The organism is Micromonospora lupini str. Lupac 08 (genome assembly GCF_000297395.2).
GTDB classification, from domain to species: domain Bacteria; phylum Actinomycetota; class Actinomycetes; order Mycobacteriales; family Micromonosporaceae; genus Micromonospora; species Micromonospora lupini.
On sequence record NZ_HF570108.1, the window covers coordinates 836,307 to 851,801 of the forward strand.

Annotated in this window: 15 protein-coding genes; 13 read left to right on the plus strand and 2 right to left on the minus strand. The window is 71.4% G+C overall.

The window, feature by feature from the left end; all coding sequences use genetic code 11:
- Positions 1 to 17: 17 nt before the first annotated feature.
- From glmU to MILUP08_RS05205, 10 genes are all read left to right on the plus strand, one after another.
- Positions 18 to 1,577 (plus strand): bifunctional UDP-N-acetylglucosamine diphosphorylase/glucosamine-1-phosphate N-acetyltransferase GlmU, encoded by a 1,560-nt coding sequence (gene glmU / locus MILUP08_RS05160; protein ID WP_007455395.1) that lies wholly within the window; start codon positions 18 to 20, stop codon positions 1,575 to 1,577.
- Positions 1,578 to 1,634: 57 nt separating this feature from the next.
- On the plus strand, positions 1,635 to 2,615 hold the full coding sequence (locus MILUP08_RS05165; RefSeq protein WP_007455396.1) for a ribose-phosphate diphosphokinase: 981 nt from the start codon (positions 1,635 to 1,637) through the stop codon (positions 2,613 to 2,615).
- 332 nt (positions 2,616 to 2,947) lie between these two features.
- Positions 2,948 to 3,643 carry a 50S ribosomal protein L25/general stress protein Ctc gene (locus MILUP08_RS05170; protein WP_007455397.1) on the plus strand — a complete coding sequence of 232 codons (696 nt, stop codon included), beginning with the start codon at positions 2,948 to 2,950 and terminating at the stop codon, positions 3,641 to 3,643.
- A gap of 90 nt (positions 3,644 to 3,733) precedes the next feature.
- Positions 3,734 to 4,324, plus strand: a complete 591-nt coding sequence (pth, locus tag MILUP08_RS05175) for an aminoacyl-tRNA hydrolase (RefSeq protein ID WP_007455398.1) — start codon at positions 3,734 to 3,736, stop codon at positions 4,322 to 4,324.
- A 135-nt stretch (positions 4,325 to 4,459) separates the two neighbouring features.
- Positions 4,460 to 5,290, plus strand: a complete 831-nt coding sequence (locus MILUP08_RS05180) for an inositol monophosphatase family protein (protein ID WP_007455399.1) — start codon at positions 4,460 to 4,462, stop codon at positions 5,288 to 5,290.
- A 65-nt stretch (positions 5,291 to 5,355) separates the two neighbouring features.
- Entirely contained in the window at positions 5,356 to 6,267 is a 912-nt protein-coding gene (gene cysD, locus MILUP08_RS05185) for a sulfate adenylyltransferase subunit CysD (RefSeq protein WP_007455400.1), read from the plus strand.
- Positions 6,267 to 7,583 carry a sulfate adenylyltransferase subunit 1 gene (locus MILUP08_RS05190; RefSeq protein ID WP_007455401.1) on the plus strand — a complete coding sequence of 439 codons (1,317 nt, stop codon included), beginning with the start codon at positions 6,267 to 6,269 and terminating at the stop codon, positions 7,581 to 7,583. The genes cysD and MILUP08_RS05190 overlap by 1 nt, the downstream gene beginning before the upstream one ends.
- Positions 7,584 to 7,718: 135 nt before the next feature.
- The gene (locus MILUP08_RS05195) at positions 7,719 to 8,168 is read left to right on the plus strand and encodes a MarR family winged helix-turn-helix transcriptional regulator (protein WP_237747034.1); all 450 of its coding nucleotides are present in this window, start codon (positions 7,719 to 7,721) and stop codon (positions 8,166 to 8,168) included.
- Positions 8,169 to 8,182: 14 nt separating this feature from the next.
- Positions 8,183 to 9,016, plus strand: coding sequence for a helix-turn-helix transcriptional regulator (locus MILUP08_RS05200; protein WP_007455403.1), 834 nt, complete (start codon positions 8,183 to 8,185; stop codon positions 9,014 to 9,016).
- Between the two features lie 297 nt (positions 9,017 to 9,313).
- Positions 9,314 to 10,255: an NADP-dependent oxidoreductase gene (locus MILUP08_RS05205; protein WP_007455405.1), complete on the plus strand. Its 942-nt coding sequence runs from the start codon at positions 9,314 to 9,316 to the stop codon at positions 10,253 to 10,255.
- A gap of 102 nt (positions 10,256 to 10,357) precedes the next feature.
- Here the strand turns inward: MILUP08_RS05205 and galK are convergent, their stop codons facing one another.
- Both galK and galE read right to left on the minus strand, forming a co-directional pair.
- A complete protein-coding gene (gene galK / locus MILUP08_RS05210; protein WP_007455406.1) occupies positions 10,358 to 11,527 on the minus strand; it encodes a galactokinase in 1,170 nt (389 codons plus the stop codon).
- Positions 11,528 to 11,580: 53 nt separating this feature from the next.
- Positions 11,581 to 12,510, minus strand: coding sequence for a UDP-glucose 4-epimerase GalE (gene galE / locus MILUP08_RS05215; RefSeq protein WP_237747233.1), 930 nt, complete (start codon positions 12,508 to 12,510; stop codon positions 11,581 to 11,583).
- A gap of 244 nt (positions 12,511 to 12,754) precedes the next feature.
- On the opposite strand from galE, the gene MILUP08_RS05220 reads away from it, so the two are divergent.
- Genes MILUP08_RS05220 through MILUP08_RS05230 form a run of 3 tightly spaced genes read left to right on the plus strand, consistent with a single transcriptional unit; the run spans position 12,755 to position 15,449 of the window.
- Entirely contained in the window at positions 12,755 to 13,795 is a 1,041-nt protein-coding gene (locus MILUP08_RS05220; protein WP_007455408.1) for a hemolysin family protein, read from the plus strand.
- Positions 13,796 to 13,828: 33 nt separating this feature from the next.
- Complete coding sequence (gene trpS / locus MILUP08_RS05225) at positions 13,829 to 14,854, plus strand: tryptophan--tRNA ligase (protein WP_007455409.1); 1,026 nt, start codon at positions 13,829 to 13,831, stop codon at positions 14,852 to 14,854.
- Positions 14,855 to 14,879: 25 nt separating this feature from the next.
- The gene (locus tag MILUP08_RS05230) at positions 14,880 to 15,449 is read left to right on the plus strand and encodes a 2'-5' RNA ligase family protein (RefSeq protein WP_007455411.1); all 570 of its coding nucleotides are present in this window, start codon (positions 14,880 to 14,882) and stop codon (positions 15,447 to 15,449) included.
- Positions 15,450 to 15,495 lie beyond the last annotated feature (46 nt).

Genomic DNA, 15,495 nt, shown 5'->3' on the forward strand with positions numbered 1-15,495 from the left:
CCGACGGGAGCCACGTCGTGCCCCAGCCCCACCTTCGTACCGTCGTCGTACTCGCCGCCGGTGAGGGCAAGCGGATGAAGTCGACACTGCCCAAGGTGTTGCACCCCCTGCTCGGCCGCACCCTGCTCGGTCACGTGCTGAGCGCCGCCGCGCCGCTGGGCGCCGACCGCACCGTCGTCGTGGTGGGGCACGGCGCCGACCAGGTCCGGGCGCACCTGACCGAGATCGCCCCCGACGCCACCCCCGTGCTCCAGGCCGAGCAGCTCGGCACCGGGCACGCCGTCCGGATCGCGCTCGACGCCGTGCCGGAGGGCGCCGGCACGGTCGTGGTGATCAACGGAGACGTGCCGTTGCTGCGTCCGGAGACGGTGGGCGCGTTGGTGACCGCGCACGAGGAGGCCGCCGCCGCGGCCACCGTGCTGGCCGCCGAGGTGCCCGACCCGACCGGGCTGGGACGGATCGTCCGGGACACCGACGGCCGGCTGGAGCAGATCGTCGAGGAGCGCGACGCCGACGCCACGCAGCGCGCCATCCGGGAGATCAACGCCGGCATCTACGCGTTCGACGCGGTGCGGCTGCGCGAGGCGCTGGGCAAGCTCTCCACCGACAACGACCAGGGCGAGGAGTACCTGACCGACGTGTTCGGCCTGCTCCGTTCCGCCGGCGAGCCGGTAGCGGTGCACGTGGCCGTCGACCACGTCGAGACGCTGGGCTGCAACGACCGGGTGGAGTTGGCGTCGCTGCGGCGGCTGCTGCGCGACCGGGTCAACGAGGCGTGGATGCGTACCGGGGTGAGCCTGCTCGACCCGGTGACCACCTGGATCGACGTGACGGTCGCGCTTGACCGCGACGCGGTGGTCGACCAGAACACCCAGTTGCGCGGCGCCACGGTGGTCGGCGCGGGCGCGCTGGTCGGGCCGGACGTGACGCTTGTCGACACGATCGTCGGCCCGGCCGCGTCGGTGGTGCGCAGCCACGCGGTGGGCGCGGAGGTGGGCGCGGGCGCAAGCGTGGGACCGTACGCGTACCTGCGGCCGGCCGCGCGGCTCGCCGACAAGGCGAAGGTCGGCACGTTCGTCGAGGTGAAGAACTCCGAGATCGGCGCCGGCTCGAAGGTGCCGCACCTGACGTACGTGGGTGACGCGACCATCGGCGAGCAGACCAACATCGGTGCCGCGTCGGTCTTCGTCAACTACGACGGGGTCAACAAGCACCGCACGGTGATCGGCAGTCACGCCCGGACGGGGGCGGACAACATGTTCGTGGCACCGGTCGAGGTGGGCGACGGCGCGTACACGGCGGCCGGCTCGGTGATCGTGGACGACGTGCCGCCGGGCGCGATGGGTGTCGCCCGGGCACGGCAGCGCAACATCGAGGGCTGGGTGGTGAAGCGGCGGGCCGGTACGGCGGCGGCCGAGGCCGCGCAGCGTGCCGGCGACGCGGAGGGTGCGCAGCGGATCGGCGACGCGGAGGGTGCGTCGGAGGTGGCCGGCACCGCAAGCGACAGTGAGGCAATGCACGGGCGGGCCGAGACGGTGGGCGGTGCGTCCGGCGCGGGAGATACTGCAACCGAATAGTCCCCGACCCACCACCACCGGGTCGGGTACCGCCGACAAACGGGAGCAGACGGGCCCATGGGCAGCATCGTCGCCGAAAACCGCAAGAGCCTGATGCTCTTCTCCGGCCGGGGTTTCCCGGAGCTGGCCAAGGAGATCGGCGAGGTGCTCGGTGTGGCACCGACGCCGGCCGACGCGTACGAGTTCGCCAACGGCGAGATCTTCGTACGGTTCAAGGACTCGGTACGTGGTTCGGACGCCTTCGTGGTGCAGTCCGTGACGCACGGGGTGAACACCTGGGTCATGGAGACCCTGATCATGGTGGACGCGTTGAAGCGGGGGTCGGCGAAGCGGATCACCGTGGTGCTGCCGTTCTACCCGTACGCCCGGCAGGACAAGAAGCACCGCGGCCGGGAGCCGATCTCGGCCCGGCTCGTGGCGGACCTGCTGAAGACCGCGGGCGCGAACCGGATCCTCACGGTCGACCTGCACACCGCGCAGATCCAGGGCTTCTTCGACGGGCCGGTGGACCACCTCTTCGCGATGGACATCCTGGCCGAGTACGTGGAGCACAGGTACGCCGGCCGGCCGATGACAGTGGTGGCGCCGGACTCGGGCCGGGTGCGGGTGGCCGAGCGGTGGACCGACCGGCTGGGTGGCTGCCCGCTGGCGTTCATCCACAAGACCCGCGACCCGATGAAGCCGAACCAGGTGGTGGCGAACCGGGTGGTCGGTGAGGTCGAGGGTCGCGTCTGCCTGATCGTCGACGACATGATCGACACCGGTGGCACGATCGCCAAGGCGGCGGACATCCTCAAGGAGTCGGGCGCGGCGGAGATCGTGGTGGCGTCCACCCACGCGCTCCTGTCGGACCCGGCGACCGAGCGGTTGAAGAACAGCCCGATCAGCGAGGTCGTGGTGACCAACACGCTGCCGTTGCCGCCGGAGAAGCAGCTCGACAAGCTGACCGTGCTGTCGATCGCGCCGCTTCTGGCGCGGGCGATCCGCGAGGTCTTCGACGACGGATCGGTGACCACTCTCTTCGGTGGCCTGAGCTGAGGGTGCGCCCCGTTTCGCCATTCGACGCGCCGGTGGGGGAAAAGCTGGCAGTCTGGTGGGAAACGGGGCTGGCACGCCGATGGGAACGCCGTCGGCGCGCCGGTCTGGAGCTGTGACCGGGGACTGCCGAAAACCCGGGAAACAGCTCGGGTAGACTGGTGCGGTTGCCACGGCGAGGGTGCCCGGCGGGCCGCTGAAGAGCGCCGCACGGAGGCACCGTCATCGACGCGGTGCTCCGGGCAGTCGTTCATGACGCATGAGCCCCAGCGAGCCCCTCGCCCCAGCACCGCAAGACGACAAGCCGCCGTAGCGAAAGCATCAGGAGTTTCCCCGTGTCCGAGGTAAAGATCAGCGCCGAGCCCCGCACCGAGTTCGGCAAGGGTGGTGCCCGTCGTACCCGCCGGGCCGGCAAGGTGCCCGCCGTGCTGTACGGCCACGGCGAGAAGCCCAAGCACATCGCGCTGCCGTCGCGGGAGTTCGCCGCCGCGATCCGCAAGGGCGGTGCCAACCAGCTCTTCGCGATCGACATCACCGACGGCACCCAGGTGCTGGCGCTGCCGAAGGCGATCCAGCGTGACCCGATCCGGGACACCTTCGAGCACGTCGACCTCATCCTGGTGCGCCGGGGCGAGAAGGTCACCGTCGAGGTGCCGGTCCAGCTGACCGGCGAGGCCGCGCGGGACACCCTGATCGTGCACGACCACGACACCCTCTCGGTGACCGCCGACGCCACCAAGGTGCCGGACCACCTCGAGGCGTCGATCGAGGGCCTGGAGGCGGGCTCCTCGGTGACCGCAGGCGACGTCGAGCTGCCCAGCGGTGTCGAGCTGGCCGTCGACCCGACGCTGCCGGTCGCCGCCGTGACCGCCGCGCCGACCGCCGAGCAGCTCGAGGCGACGCTGCCCGAGGTCGAGGAGGCCACCGAGGAGGCCGACGCCGAGACCGGCGAGGTCACCGAGGGCTCCGAGGGCGCGGACGCCCCGGCCGCCGAGGGCGCGGAGAACACCGAGGCGCGTACCGAGGCCTGATCGGTTCGTATCGCGCGGCAGGCGTCCCCGAGTTTCGGGGGCGCCTGCCGGCGTATCGGGAGTCGGTGAAGACGGCGGGAGGGACGGGTCGTGACGGACGAGGCGGGGCCGTGGCTGGTGGTCGGCCTGGGCAATCCGGGCCGGGAGTACGCCGGGAACCGGCACAACGTCGGGTTCATGGTGGCGGAGCTGTTGGCGGGGCGGTTGGGCGCGCGGTTCGGTAGGCACAAGCGGGCGGTGGCCGAGGTCGCGGAGGGGCGGCTGGGGTTCGGCGGCCCGAAGCTGGTGCTGGTCAAGCCACTGACGTACATGAACCTGTCCGGTGGGCCGGTCGCGGCGCTGTCGCAGTTCTACAAGGTGCCTCCGGCGCAGGTGATCGCGGTGCACGACGAACTGGACATCGGGTTCGGCCAGGTGCGGGTCAAGTTCGGCGGCGGTGAGGGCGGGCACAACGGCCTGCGTTCGATGTCCAAGTCGTTGGGCACCAAGGACTACGTCCGGGTGCGGTTCGGCGTGGGTCGGCCACCGGGTCGGCAGGATCCGGCGGATTACGTGCTGTCGGATTTCGGCGCGGCAGAGCGCAAGGAGCTGGATTTCCTGGTGGACCGGGCCGCCGATGTGGTGGAGTCGGTGATCGTCAAGGGCGTGGAGCCGACCCAGAACCTCTATCACGGGGCTTGAGCCGGGCGGGGCATACCGGATCGGAAACGGTTGGCCGGTAGTCTGCGCCTTTCGGCGTGCCGTGACCGGCGACGCGGGTCGCGGCCGATCGGTGCGTGCGGGCACGGGCCGCGGCGAGGCGACGGGAGCGGGCAGATGGGCAGTCCTCCGATGATCGACGGGGCGTTCGCCCGATGGTTGGCCTCCCGGGCCGGTCAGGCGCTGCTCGACCTGCGAACGGAGCTGGGCTTCGCGGACACGGGCGCGCTGAAGTCGGCCGGGGACAAGGTGTCGCACGACCTGATCCGCACGGAGTTGGCGCGGTGGCGGCCGGGGGACGCGGTGCTCTCCGAGGAGGACGAGGGCTCCCGGTTGGCCTGGGCGGCCGAGGTGAACGCCGGGGCGGTGTCCCGGTTGACCGCGGACCGTGTGTGGATCATCGATCCGTTGGACGGCACCCGGGAGTTCTCCGAGGAGGGCCGGTCGGACTGGGCGGTGCACATCGCGCTCTGGGCGCGGAACGCGCCGAGCCCGCACGGGCTGGTCGCCGGGGCCGTGGGGTTGCCGGCGCAGCACCGGGTGCTGGGCACCGACTATCCGCCGGCGTACCCGCCGATGACCGTGGAGGCGGCGACGGCCGGCGAGCGGAAGATCCGGCTGGCGGCGAGCCGGAGCCGGCCGCCGGTGTTCCTCACCGACCTGGCCGAGGACGTCGGCGCGCACCTGGTGCCGATGGGCTCGGCCGGTGCCAAGATCGCCGCGGTGGTGACCGGCGAGGTGGACGCGTACATCCATGCGGGTGGGCAGTACGAGTGGGACTCGGCGGCTCCGGTGGCTGTGGCGACGGCCACCGGACTACACGCTTCCCGTATCGACGGTTCTGCGCTTCGATACAACGAGGCGGATCCGCGCCTGCCGGACCTGCTGGTCTGTCGCAAGGATCTCGCCAACCGGTTGCTTGCAGCGCTGCAGAGGCATTCCGGGTAGCCTGAGCGCACTTCTTGACATGTCCGACCGGAAAGGTCTGGAAATCGGATGAGCGAGCGAGTGTCATGACGTCCCCCGCGGCCTACCGGGTCTCCCACCTGGACGCCCTCGAAGCCGAGAGCATCTTCGTGATGCGCGAGGTCGTCGCCGAGATGGAACGCCCGGTGCTGCTCTTCTCCGGTGGCAAGGACTCGATCGTCATGCTGCGGTTGGCGCAGAAGGCGTTCGCTCCGGCCAACATCCCCTTTCCCGTGATGCACGTCGACACCGGGCACAACTTCCCCGAGGTGCTCGAATACCGCGACCAGCGGGTCGCCGAACTGGGGCTGCAACTCGTGGTGGCGAGCGTGCCGGAGGCCCTGGCCAGCGGGCTGGTCCGTGAGTCCGGTGACGGGATGCGCAACCGGATCCAGACGCCGGTGCTGCTGGACGCGGTGGAGAAGCACCGCTTCGACGCGCTGTTCGGTGGCGCCCGCCGCGACGAGGAGAAGGCGCGGGCCAAGGAGCGGGTGTTCAGCTTCCGCGACGAGTTCGGCCAGTGGGATCCGAAGAACCAGCGCCCGGAGCTGTGGTCGCTCTACAACGGCCGGCACCACCCGGGCGAGTCGATCCGGGTCTTCCCGCTGTCCAACTGGACCGAGCTGGACGTGTGGCACTACATCGCCCGGGAGCGCATCCCCCTGCCGTCGATCTACTACGCGCACGAGCGCGAGGTGATCGAGCGGGACGGGATGGTCTACGCGGTCAACGAGTTCTTCCGTCCCCGTGCGGGTGAGGAACGGTTCAAGGCTCAGGTGCGCTACCGCACCGTCGGCGACGCCTCCTGCACCGCGGCGGTCCGCTCGGACGCGGACACCGTGGAGAAGGTCATCGAGGAGGTGGCGGCCACGCGGATCACCGAGCGGGGCGCGACCCGTGGTGACGACCGGGTCAGCGAGGCCGCCATGGAGGACCGCAAGCGGGAGGGGTACTTCTGATGACCACCGAGATCGTGGCCCCGGCCGCCGCCGGCACCGAGGCCACCGGTGAGGCGCGGCCCATGGACCTGCTGCGGTTCGCCACCGCCGGCAGCGTGGACGACGGCAAGTCGACCCTGATCGGCCGGCTGCTCTACGACACCAAGTCGCTCTTCACCGACCAGCTGGCGGCGGTGGAGGCGGTCAGCGCGGCCCGTGGCGACGAGTACACCAACCTGGCGCTGCTCACCGACGGCCTGCGCGCCGAGCGGGAGCAGGGCATCACCATCGACGTGGCGTACCGGTACTTCGCCACGCCCCGGCGCAAGTTCATCATCGCGGACACCCCCGGGCACATCCAGTACACCCGCAACATGGTCACCGGCGCCTCCACGGCCGACCTGGCGCTGATCCTGGTGGACGCGCGCAAGGGCCTGGTCGAGCAGTCCCGTCGGCACGCGTTCCTCTGCTCGCTGCTGCGGGTGCCGCACCTGGTCCTCTGTGTCAACAAGATGGACCTGGTCGACTGGTCGCAGGAGGTCTACGAGCGGATCGCCGACGAGTTCACGGCGTTCGCCGCGAAGCTCGACGTTCCGGACCTGACAGTGGTGCCGATCTCCGCGCTGCGCGGCGACAACATCGTGTCCCGGTCGGAGAACATGCCGTGGTACGAGGGGCCGTCGCTGCTGCACCACCTGGAGCGGGTGCACATCGCCAGCGACCGCAACCTGGTCGACGTCCGGTTCCCGGTGCAGTACGTGATCCGTCCGCAGTCCACGACTGTCACCGACTACCGGGGCTACGCCGGTCAGGTCGCCTCCGGTGTGCTCAAGCCGGGCGACGAGGTGATGGTGCTGCCGTCCGGCTTCACCAGCCGGATCGCCGCCGTGGAGACCGCCGACGGGCCGGTCGCGGAGGCGTTCCCGCCGATGTCGGTGACGGTACGGCTGGCCGACGAGATCGACATCTCCCGGGGCGACCTGATCTGCCGGCCGAACAACGCGCCCGCTGTGGCACAGGACATCGAGGCGATGGTCTGCTGGATGGACGAGACCCAGCCGCTGCGCGTCGGCGCCCGCTACGCGATCAAGCACACCACCCGCTCGGCGCGGGCGATCGTGCGCGGGTTGCACTACCGGCTGGACATCAACTCGCTGCACCGCGACGAGTCGGCCGACGAGCTGCGGCTCAACGAGATCGGCCGGGTACGGCTGCGCACGACGGTGCCGCTGCTTGCCGACGAGTACCGCCGCAACCGCACCACAGGTGGCTTCGTCATCATCGACGAGACCACCAACCGCACGGTGGGCGCCGCCATGATCGTCGAGGCGGCCTGACCGCGCGCCGCGCCGTCGGGATCGCGCAAGGCCATCCGCGGTGAACAACTTCGAATTCAAAGCAGGTACGATCACGGGGTGAGTGAAGCGGCGCCAGGCCTGAGTGCGGAGCAACTTGGCGCGTACTTTGCTCTGGTGGAGGTCAACAGCCTTCTTCAGTACGCGGTGGACGAGCACCTGCGCGTCGACGGTGACCTCAGCTACGTGCAGTTCCAGCTCCTCGCCCGGCTCGTCGACGCGCCCGGGGGCAAGCTGCGGATGACCGACCTGGCCGACGGCGTCGTGTACAGCCGCAGCGGGCTGACCTACCAGGCGGGCTTGCTGGAAAAGCGCGGCCTGATCACCCGTTCGCCGTCGCCGGACGACGAGCGCAGTGTCATGGTGACGGTCACCGACGTCGGTCGCGACCTGATCGCCCAGGTGCTCCCCGGGCATGTCGACCGCGTCCGGGACCTGTTGTTCGAACCCCTGACCGGCGATGACGTCGCCGCCCTCAACTCCGTCCTGGGCCGGGTCCGCGACCACATGCGCGCCGCTCCGCCCCGCTCCGCCAAGCCTCGCGCCCGGCGTAACCAGACCGACTGAGGCAGGGGAGAGCGGTGGACCGCGCCCTGCTGGCGGACTTTCTCCGGGCTCGCCGGGAAGCACTGCAACCGGAGGAGGTGGGGCTGCCGCGGGGCGCCCGGCGTCGTACCGGTGGGCTGCGGCGCGAGGAGGTCGCGGTGCTGGCCGGCATGTCGGCCGACTACTACAGCCGGCTCGAGCAGAAGCGCGGCCCGATGCCGTCCGAGCAGATGCTGACCGCCGTGGCCCGGGCGTTGCGGCTCAGCCCCAGCGAGCGGGAGCATCTGTTCGCACTCGCCGGGCACGCGGCACCCCGGCGTACACCGCCGGACGACCGGGTCGGTCTGGCCATCAGGACCATCGCGGAGCAACTCTCGGACACGCCCGCGATCGTGTTCTCCCGGTTCGGCGAGGCGTTGCTGCAGACCCCGGCGGCGGTGGCGCTGTTCGGTGACTACACCCGTTTCGACGGCCTGTCGCGCTACCTGGTCTATCGCTGGTTCACCGACCCGGCCCAGCGGGCCATCTATCCGCCGGAGGACCATGACGTACGCGGCCGGGTCTTCACCGTGGACCTGCGGGCGGCGTACACGACCGACCCGGCGGGCACCGCCGGGGACATCGTCGCCGCGCTGCTGGCGGTCAGCACCGAGTTCGCCGAGATCTGGCGGCGGCACGAGGTGGACGTCACCCATCACCACGAGCTCAAGCGCTACCGGCACGCGGAACTGGGCGAGTTGGAGTTGTACAGCCGGCGGCTGGTGGATCCCGACGAGGGCCAGGATCTGCTGGTCTTCATGGCCGAACCCGGATCGCCGAGTGAGGCGAAGCTCCGGCGGCTGATCACCAGCAGCCGGGGCGAGGCGTGAGCCGAGCCTGAAGCTCTCATCCATGGTCTCTCGTACCGTGGATGACGAGACCATTCCCCCCGCCTGTTGTCCTGCGCCACGCTTGAGTGGTCCAACCGGGAAGGCAGTGAGCTGCCCCGGTTCGCGCGGCGCTCCGTGCTCTGGCCGCCGGCAGTGATGAGTTCCGCCGACCTCGACAACCCCGACTGAGACGGCTGTCACCTGCCGCACCACTCTTGCTTCGAATTTGAAGCGTGCTAGTGTTCAAATGTGCTTCGAAATCGAAGCACGACGGATTTCGGAAGGACGAGGATCGTCATGAAGGCAGTGCGTTTCCACGAGTACGGCACCCCCGAGGTCCTGCGCTACGAAGACGTGGAGCAGCCGGTCCCCGGTGCCGGCGAGGTCCGGATCCGGGTGGCGGCGACGTCGTTCAACCCGGTCGAGGGCAACATCCGCGCCGGGCTCATGCAGGGCCCCATCCCGATCCGGCTGCCGCACACCCCCGGCATCGACATCGCGGGCACTGTCGACGCGCTCGGCGAGGACGTGACCGGCTTCGACATCGGTGACCGGGTGGTCGGCGCGCTGCCGCTGACCAGCACCGGCGCGGCCGCCGAGTACGTCATCGCCCCGGCCCGGATCCTCGCGGCAGCCCCCACGAGCGTCCCGCTGGTGGACGTCGCCGGACTACCGGTGGTCGGGCTCACCGCGTGGCAGGCGCTGTTCGACCACGCGAAGCTGACCACCGGCCAGCGGGTGCTGATCAACGGCGCGGGTGGCGTCGTCGGCGGCTACGCGGTGCAGCTGGCCAAGAACGCCGGCGCGTACGTGATCGCCACGACCGGCCCGCGCAGCTCCGAGCAGGCCAAGACGGCCGGCGCCGACGAGATCCACGGTCCAGGGATCCCGGAGCTGTCCGAGCCTGTCGACGTCGTGCTCAACTTCGCCCCGATCCCCCCGGAGCAGATGGCAGCACTGGCCGCCGTGATCCGGGACGGCGGCGTGCTGGTCAACACCACCGTGTGGATGCCCGCCGCGTCCGACGAGGCCCGCGGCGTACGGGGTGTCAATCTCTTCTTCCGTCCCGACGGCGAACAGCTCGCCGAGCTGGTGGCCCTGCTCGACGCCGGCAAGCTGCACCTCGGCGTGACCCGGCGGGTGCCGCTGGCCGACCTGGCGCAGGTGCACGCCGAGGTCGCCACCGCCCCGATCAACGGCAAGGTCGTCTTCGTCGCCCCCAGCGCCACCCTCGACTAGAGGAAACCCCGCCCGCGGCCAGCGGTGATCAAGAGGTTGCGTCAGTCCGAGCCCGGATCCCGACGCAAAGCTCTTGATCACCGCGGGTGAGTGGGGGTGGGGTCAGGGGAGGCGGGTCGCGCCGGGGGAGGGGAGGACCGGGACGGTGGTGGGGGCGGTGAAGTCCCGTTCGGCGTACGCGGCAGTGACGGCTGCCGCCACCGCCTCGACGCGACCGGTCTCGACCAGGGCCAGGACGCACCCGCCGAACCCGCCGCCGGTCATCCGGGCCCCCAGCGCGCCGGCCGACAGGGCCGCCTCGACTGCCGTGTCGATCTCCGGCACGGTGATCTCGAAGTCGTCGCGCATCGAGACGTGCGAGGCGGTGAGCAGCGGGCCGATGTCGCGGACCCGGCCGGCGCGCAGCAGCGCCACCGTGTCCAGCACACGCTGGTCCTCGGTGACCACGTGCCGGACGCGCCGTCGGGTCTCCTCGTCGTCGAGGCGGGCCAGCGCGCTGTCGAGCTGGTCGACGGCCACGTCGCGCAGCGCGGCGACGCCGAGCGCCTTCGCGCCCGCCTCGCAGGACCGGCGGCGGGCCGCGTACTCCCCGTCGGCGTGCCGGTGCGGGGCGCGGCTGTCGATGACCAGCACGGCCAGCCCGGCGGCGTCCAGGTCGAACGGGATGTGCTCGACGGACTCGTCGCGGCAGTCGAGAAAGAGCGCGTGCCCGGCGCGGCAGCGGATCACCGCGGACTGGTCCATGATGCCGGTCGGCGCGCCCACGTAGACGTTCTCCGCCCGCTGCGCCAGCCGCGGCTGCCGCTCGGGGGACAGGTCCAGTCCGCCGAGGTCGAGCAGGGCGGCGAGCACGGCCGACTCGAGCGCGGCCGACGAGGAGAGCCCGGAGCCCAGCGGCACGTCGGAGGCGATCGCCAGCCGGGCGCCGGGCACCGCGTGGCCGGCGTCGCGCAGCGCCCAGACCACCCCGGCCACGTACGCGCCCCAGCCGGTCACCCGGCCGGGCTCGGCCACGTCGTCCGCGCCGAAGGTGATCGTCTCCTCCGAGAGCTCGGACCAGACCGTCCAGCGCTCGTCGTCCTGGCGGTCGGCGGCGACGACGGTACGCATCGGCAGCGCGAAGGGCAGCACGAACCCGTCGTTGTAGTCGGTGTGCTCGCCGATCAGGTTGACCCGACCGGGTGCGGCCCAGCGGCCGGTGGCTTCACCGCCGTACTGGTCGGTGAACCCGGCGGTGGCCCGCTCGGCGACGTCACCGCTCGGCGCGCTCATGGTGTCTCCTTTGTTCGCGTGCGGGGCTCGCAGACCCGGCTCACTCCTGGCGCTCACGACTGCTCCAGGACGTGCGTGCGGTAGAAGGCCCAGGCGTCGCCGACCATGTCGTGCAGGGTCGGCTTCCGCGGCACCCAGCCCAGCTCGTCGCGGGCAAGCGCGGAGGAGGCGACCAGCTCTGCGGGGTCGCCCTCGCGGCGCGGCGCCACCTCGACCGGCAGTTGGTGCCCGGTGACCTCGCGGACCACGTCGACCACCTGCCGGTTGGTGAAGCCGTTGCCGTTGCCGAGGTTGTAGATGCGGTGCTGGCCCCCGGTGGCGGCGTCCAGCGCCAGCAGGTGGGCGCGGGCCAGGTCGGCGACGTGGATGTAGTCGCGGACGCAGGTGCCGTCCACGGTGGGGTAGTCGTCGCCGAAGAGCTGGAGCTTCTCCCGCCGGCCGGCCGCGACCTCCAGGGCGATCGGGATGAGGTGCGTCTCCGGGTCGTGCCGCTCGCCGAGCGCGACGTCGCCGGCGAGGTGCGCGCCGGCGACGTTGAAGTAGCGCAGCGAGACGGCGGCCAGCCCGTGCGCGACTGCCTCGGAGGTGAGCGCCATGTCGACGGCGAGCTTGGTGGCGCCGTACGTGTTGGTGGGCGCCTTGACCGCGGTCTCCGTGATCGGCAGCTCGGTGGGGTTGCCGTAGACGGCGGCGGTGGACGAGAAGACCATCCGGGGCACCCCGGCGGCGCGTACGGCGTTGATCAGGGCGAGCGAGCCGACGGTGTTGTTCTGCCAGTACACCTCGGGCTTCACCATCGACTCACCGGCGGCGATGAGGGCGGCGAAGTGCAGCACCCCGTCGAAGCCTGCGTCGGGGGTGAGGATCCGCGCGGCGTCGTGAATGGACGCCTCGACGTGGGTCGCGTCCGGAGCGAGCGCCTCGCGGTGCCCGGTGCGCAGGTCGTCCAGGACGACGACCTCGTGGCCCGCGTCGAGCAGCATCCGGGTCACCACGCTGCCGATGAACCCGGCGCCGCCGGTGACGAGCAGTTTCACGTCGTTGCCTCCTGCCTGGCCCGCCGGGGCGTGGCCCTTGGTGATCACCCTACGGCGGCGGACGGGACCGGAGCCGACCACGCCGCCAACCCATTCCATCATAATCTCTCACGTTTAAACAGAGCCGCACATCCCGGCGACTCGACGCGATCGCCCGTGCGGCGGGCACCCGGTGTCTACCATCTCTGTCATGCGGGAAGCGGCCCGAACCGGGCTTCGGCGACGCGTGCGGGGGAAGCCCCGCCGCGACCCCGGCCCGCTCGCCCGAGCCGTCGCCCGGGTCCTGGTCCGCACCGCCGACGGCGCCACCCGCCTCGTCACCGAGCTGCTCGGGGCCGGCCCGGCGGCCGGCCGGGAACGCATCTCCGAGGCCGAGCTGCGGGACCTGCTCGCGGTGAACACGGTGCTCGACCCGGACGAGCGGCGGATCATCGACGAGGTGCTGGTGGCCGGCGCGAGTCTCGTCCGGGAGGTGATGATGCCCCGCACCGAGGTGGTGTTCCTGCCGGCCCGGCTGACCATCGCCGAGGCCGCCCGGCTGGTGCGGGCCGAGACGCACAGCCGCTACCCGGTGACCGACGGCACCCAGGACGACGTGATCGGATTCGTGCACCTGCGGGACGTGCTGCTGCGCCCGGACGCCGACCCGTGCGTCACCGTCGGTGAGCTGACCCGCGAGGTCAAGCAGGTGCCCGGCAGCAAGCCGGTCCTGGCCGCGCTAACCGAGATGCGCCGCGAGGGCCACCACCTGGCGGTGGTGATCGACGAGTACGGCGGGACCGCCGGGATCGTCACGCTGGAGGATCTGATCGAGGAACTCGTCGGAGAGATCCACGACGAGTACGACGCGACCCCCGACCCGGCGCACGCCGGCCTGCCGGCGGTGGTCGACGGTCGACTCAACCTCGCCGACTTCGCCGAGCGGACCGGCGTGGCGCTGCCCGCCGGGCCGTACGAGACGGTCGGCGGGTACGTGATGGCGGTGCTGGGCCGGCTGCCACTGCCCGGGGACGAGGTGCCGGTACCCGCCGAACCGCCCGACGACGGCGGCCCCGATCCGGCGGACGCGACGGACGGTTGGCTGCTGCGCGTGCTGGCCCTGGACGGACGTCGGGTCGCCCGGCTCGCGGTGTCGGCGCTCCGCGTGCCGGAGCAGCGACGCGCGGGCGTGCCACGCGAGGTCAACGCCCCGACACCGGCCGGCCGTGGCCGACGCGCCGGCCCGTCATGACGGCCCCGCCCGCTTGCTGACAGAATTATCGCCATGCCCGACGTTTCCGAGCGACCCCGCGTCTTCTCCGGCATCCAGCCGACGGCCGACTCGTTCCACCTCGGCAACTACCTGGGAGCCGTGCGGCACTGGGTGGCCCTGCAGGACACCCACGACGCGTTCTACTGCGTGGTGGACCTGCACGCCATCACCGCAGGTCACGATCCGGCGTTGCTGCGCCAGCGGACCAGGGTGGCGGCCGCCCAGCTCTTCGCGGTCGGTCTCGATCCGGAGCGCAGCACCCTGTTCGTGCAGTCGCAGGTGCCCGAGCACCCGCAGCTGGCCTGGGTCCTCGGCTGCATCACCGGCTTCGGCGAGGCCAGCCGGATGACCCAGTTCAAGGACAAGTCGCAGAAGCAGGGCAACGAGCGGGCCAGCGTCGGGCTGTTCACCTACCCGGTCCTGCAGGCCGCCGACATCCTGCTCTACCAGGCCAACGCGGTGCCGGTCGGCGAGGACCAGCGTCAGCACCTGGAGCTCTCCCGCGACCTGGCCCAGCGGTTCAACTCGCTGTTCGGCGCGACGTTCACCGTGCCCGCGCCGCACATCGTCAAGGACACCGCGAAGATCACCGACCTGCAGGATCCGACGGCGAAGATGTCCAAGTCGTCGTCCTCGCCGGCCGGCATCATCGACCTGCTTGACGACCCGGCCCGCTCGGCGAAGAAGATCCGCTCCGCGGTGACCGACACCGGTCGGGAGATCGTCTTCGACGCCGAGACCAAGCCGGGTGTGTCAAACCTGCTGACCATCTACTCGGCGCTCAGCGGGCGGGGCATCGACGACCTGGTGGCAGCGTTCGCCGGCCGCGGGTACGGCGACCTCAAGAAGGAGCTGGCCGAGGTGGTGACGGAGTTCGTCCGCCCCATCCAGGAGCGCACGCGCACCTACCTCGACGACCCGGCCCAGCTGGACAAGCTGCTCGCCGCCGGCGCGGAGAAGGCCCGGTCGGTGGCCGGCGCGACCCTGCGGTCCGCGTACGAGCGGGTCGGCTTCTTCCCGCCGGTGCGCGGCGAATAGCGCTGCGGGACAGGTGGGCGGGTCGGTGGCCGACGTGGCGGCGCGCAGCGTGGATCGCAGTGGCGGGGTGCCGCCGTCCGGCGACACCGTCCAGATCGGCATAGCGGTGGACATCCCGGAGCCGTGGGGGGCCCAGCTCACCCGGCGACGGGTCGAGGCGGGCGATCCGCTCGCGGTGCCGGCGCACGTGACGCTGCTCGGTCCGACCGAGATCCCGACCGCCGTCCTGCCGGGCGTCGAGCGGCACCTCGCCGCCGTGGCCGCCGCGCATTTGCCGTTCACGCTGCACCTGCGGGGCACCGGCACGTTCCGGCCGGTGACGCAGGTGGTGTTCGTCGCGGTGGCCGCCGGGATCAGCGAATGTGAACTGCTGGCCGCCGCCATCGCGGCCGCGCCGGGCCTGCACCGCCAGGCCCGCTTCCCGTACCATCCGCACGTCACCGTGGCCCAGGACGTCGCTCCGGAGGCGTTGGACAGGGTGTACGAGGATCTGGCCGACTTCTCCGCGATGTTCGAGGTCGACGGGTTCACCCTCTTCTCGCACAGCGGGCAGGCCCGGTGGCAGCCCCGCCGGGACTTCCGCCTCGGCGACTGACGGTCGGCGACCCGCCGGGCGGCGAGCACTCTTGCGCCGGTTGCCA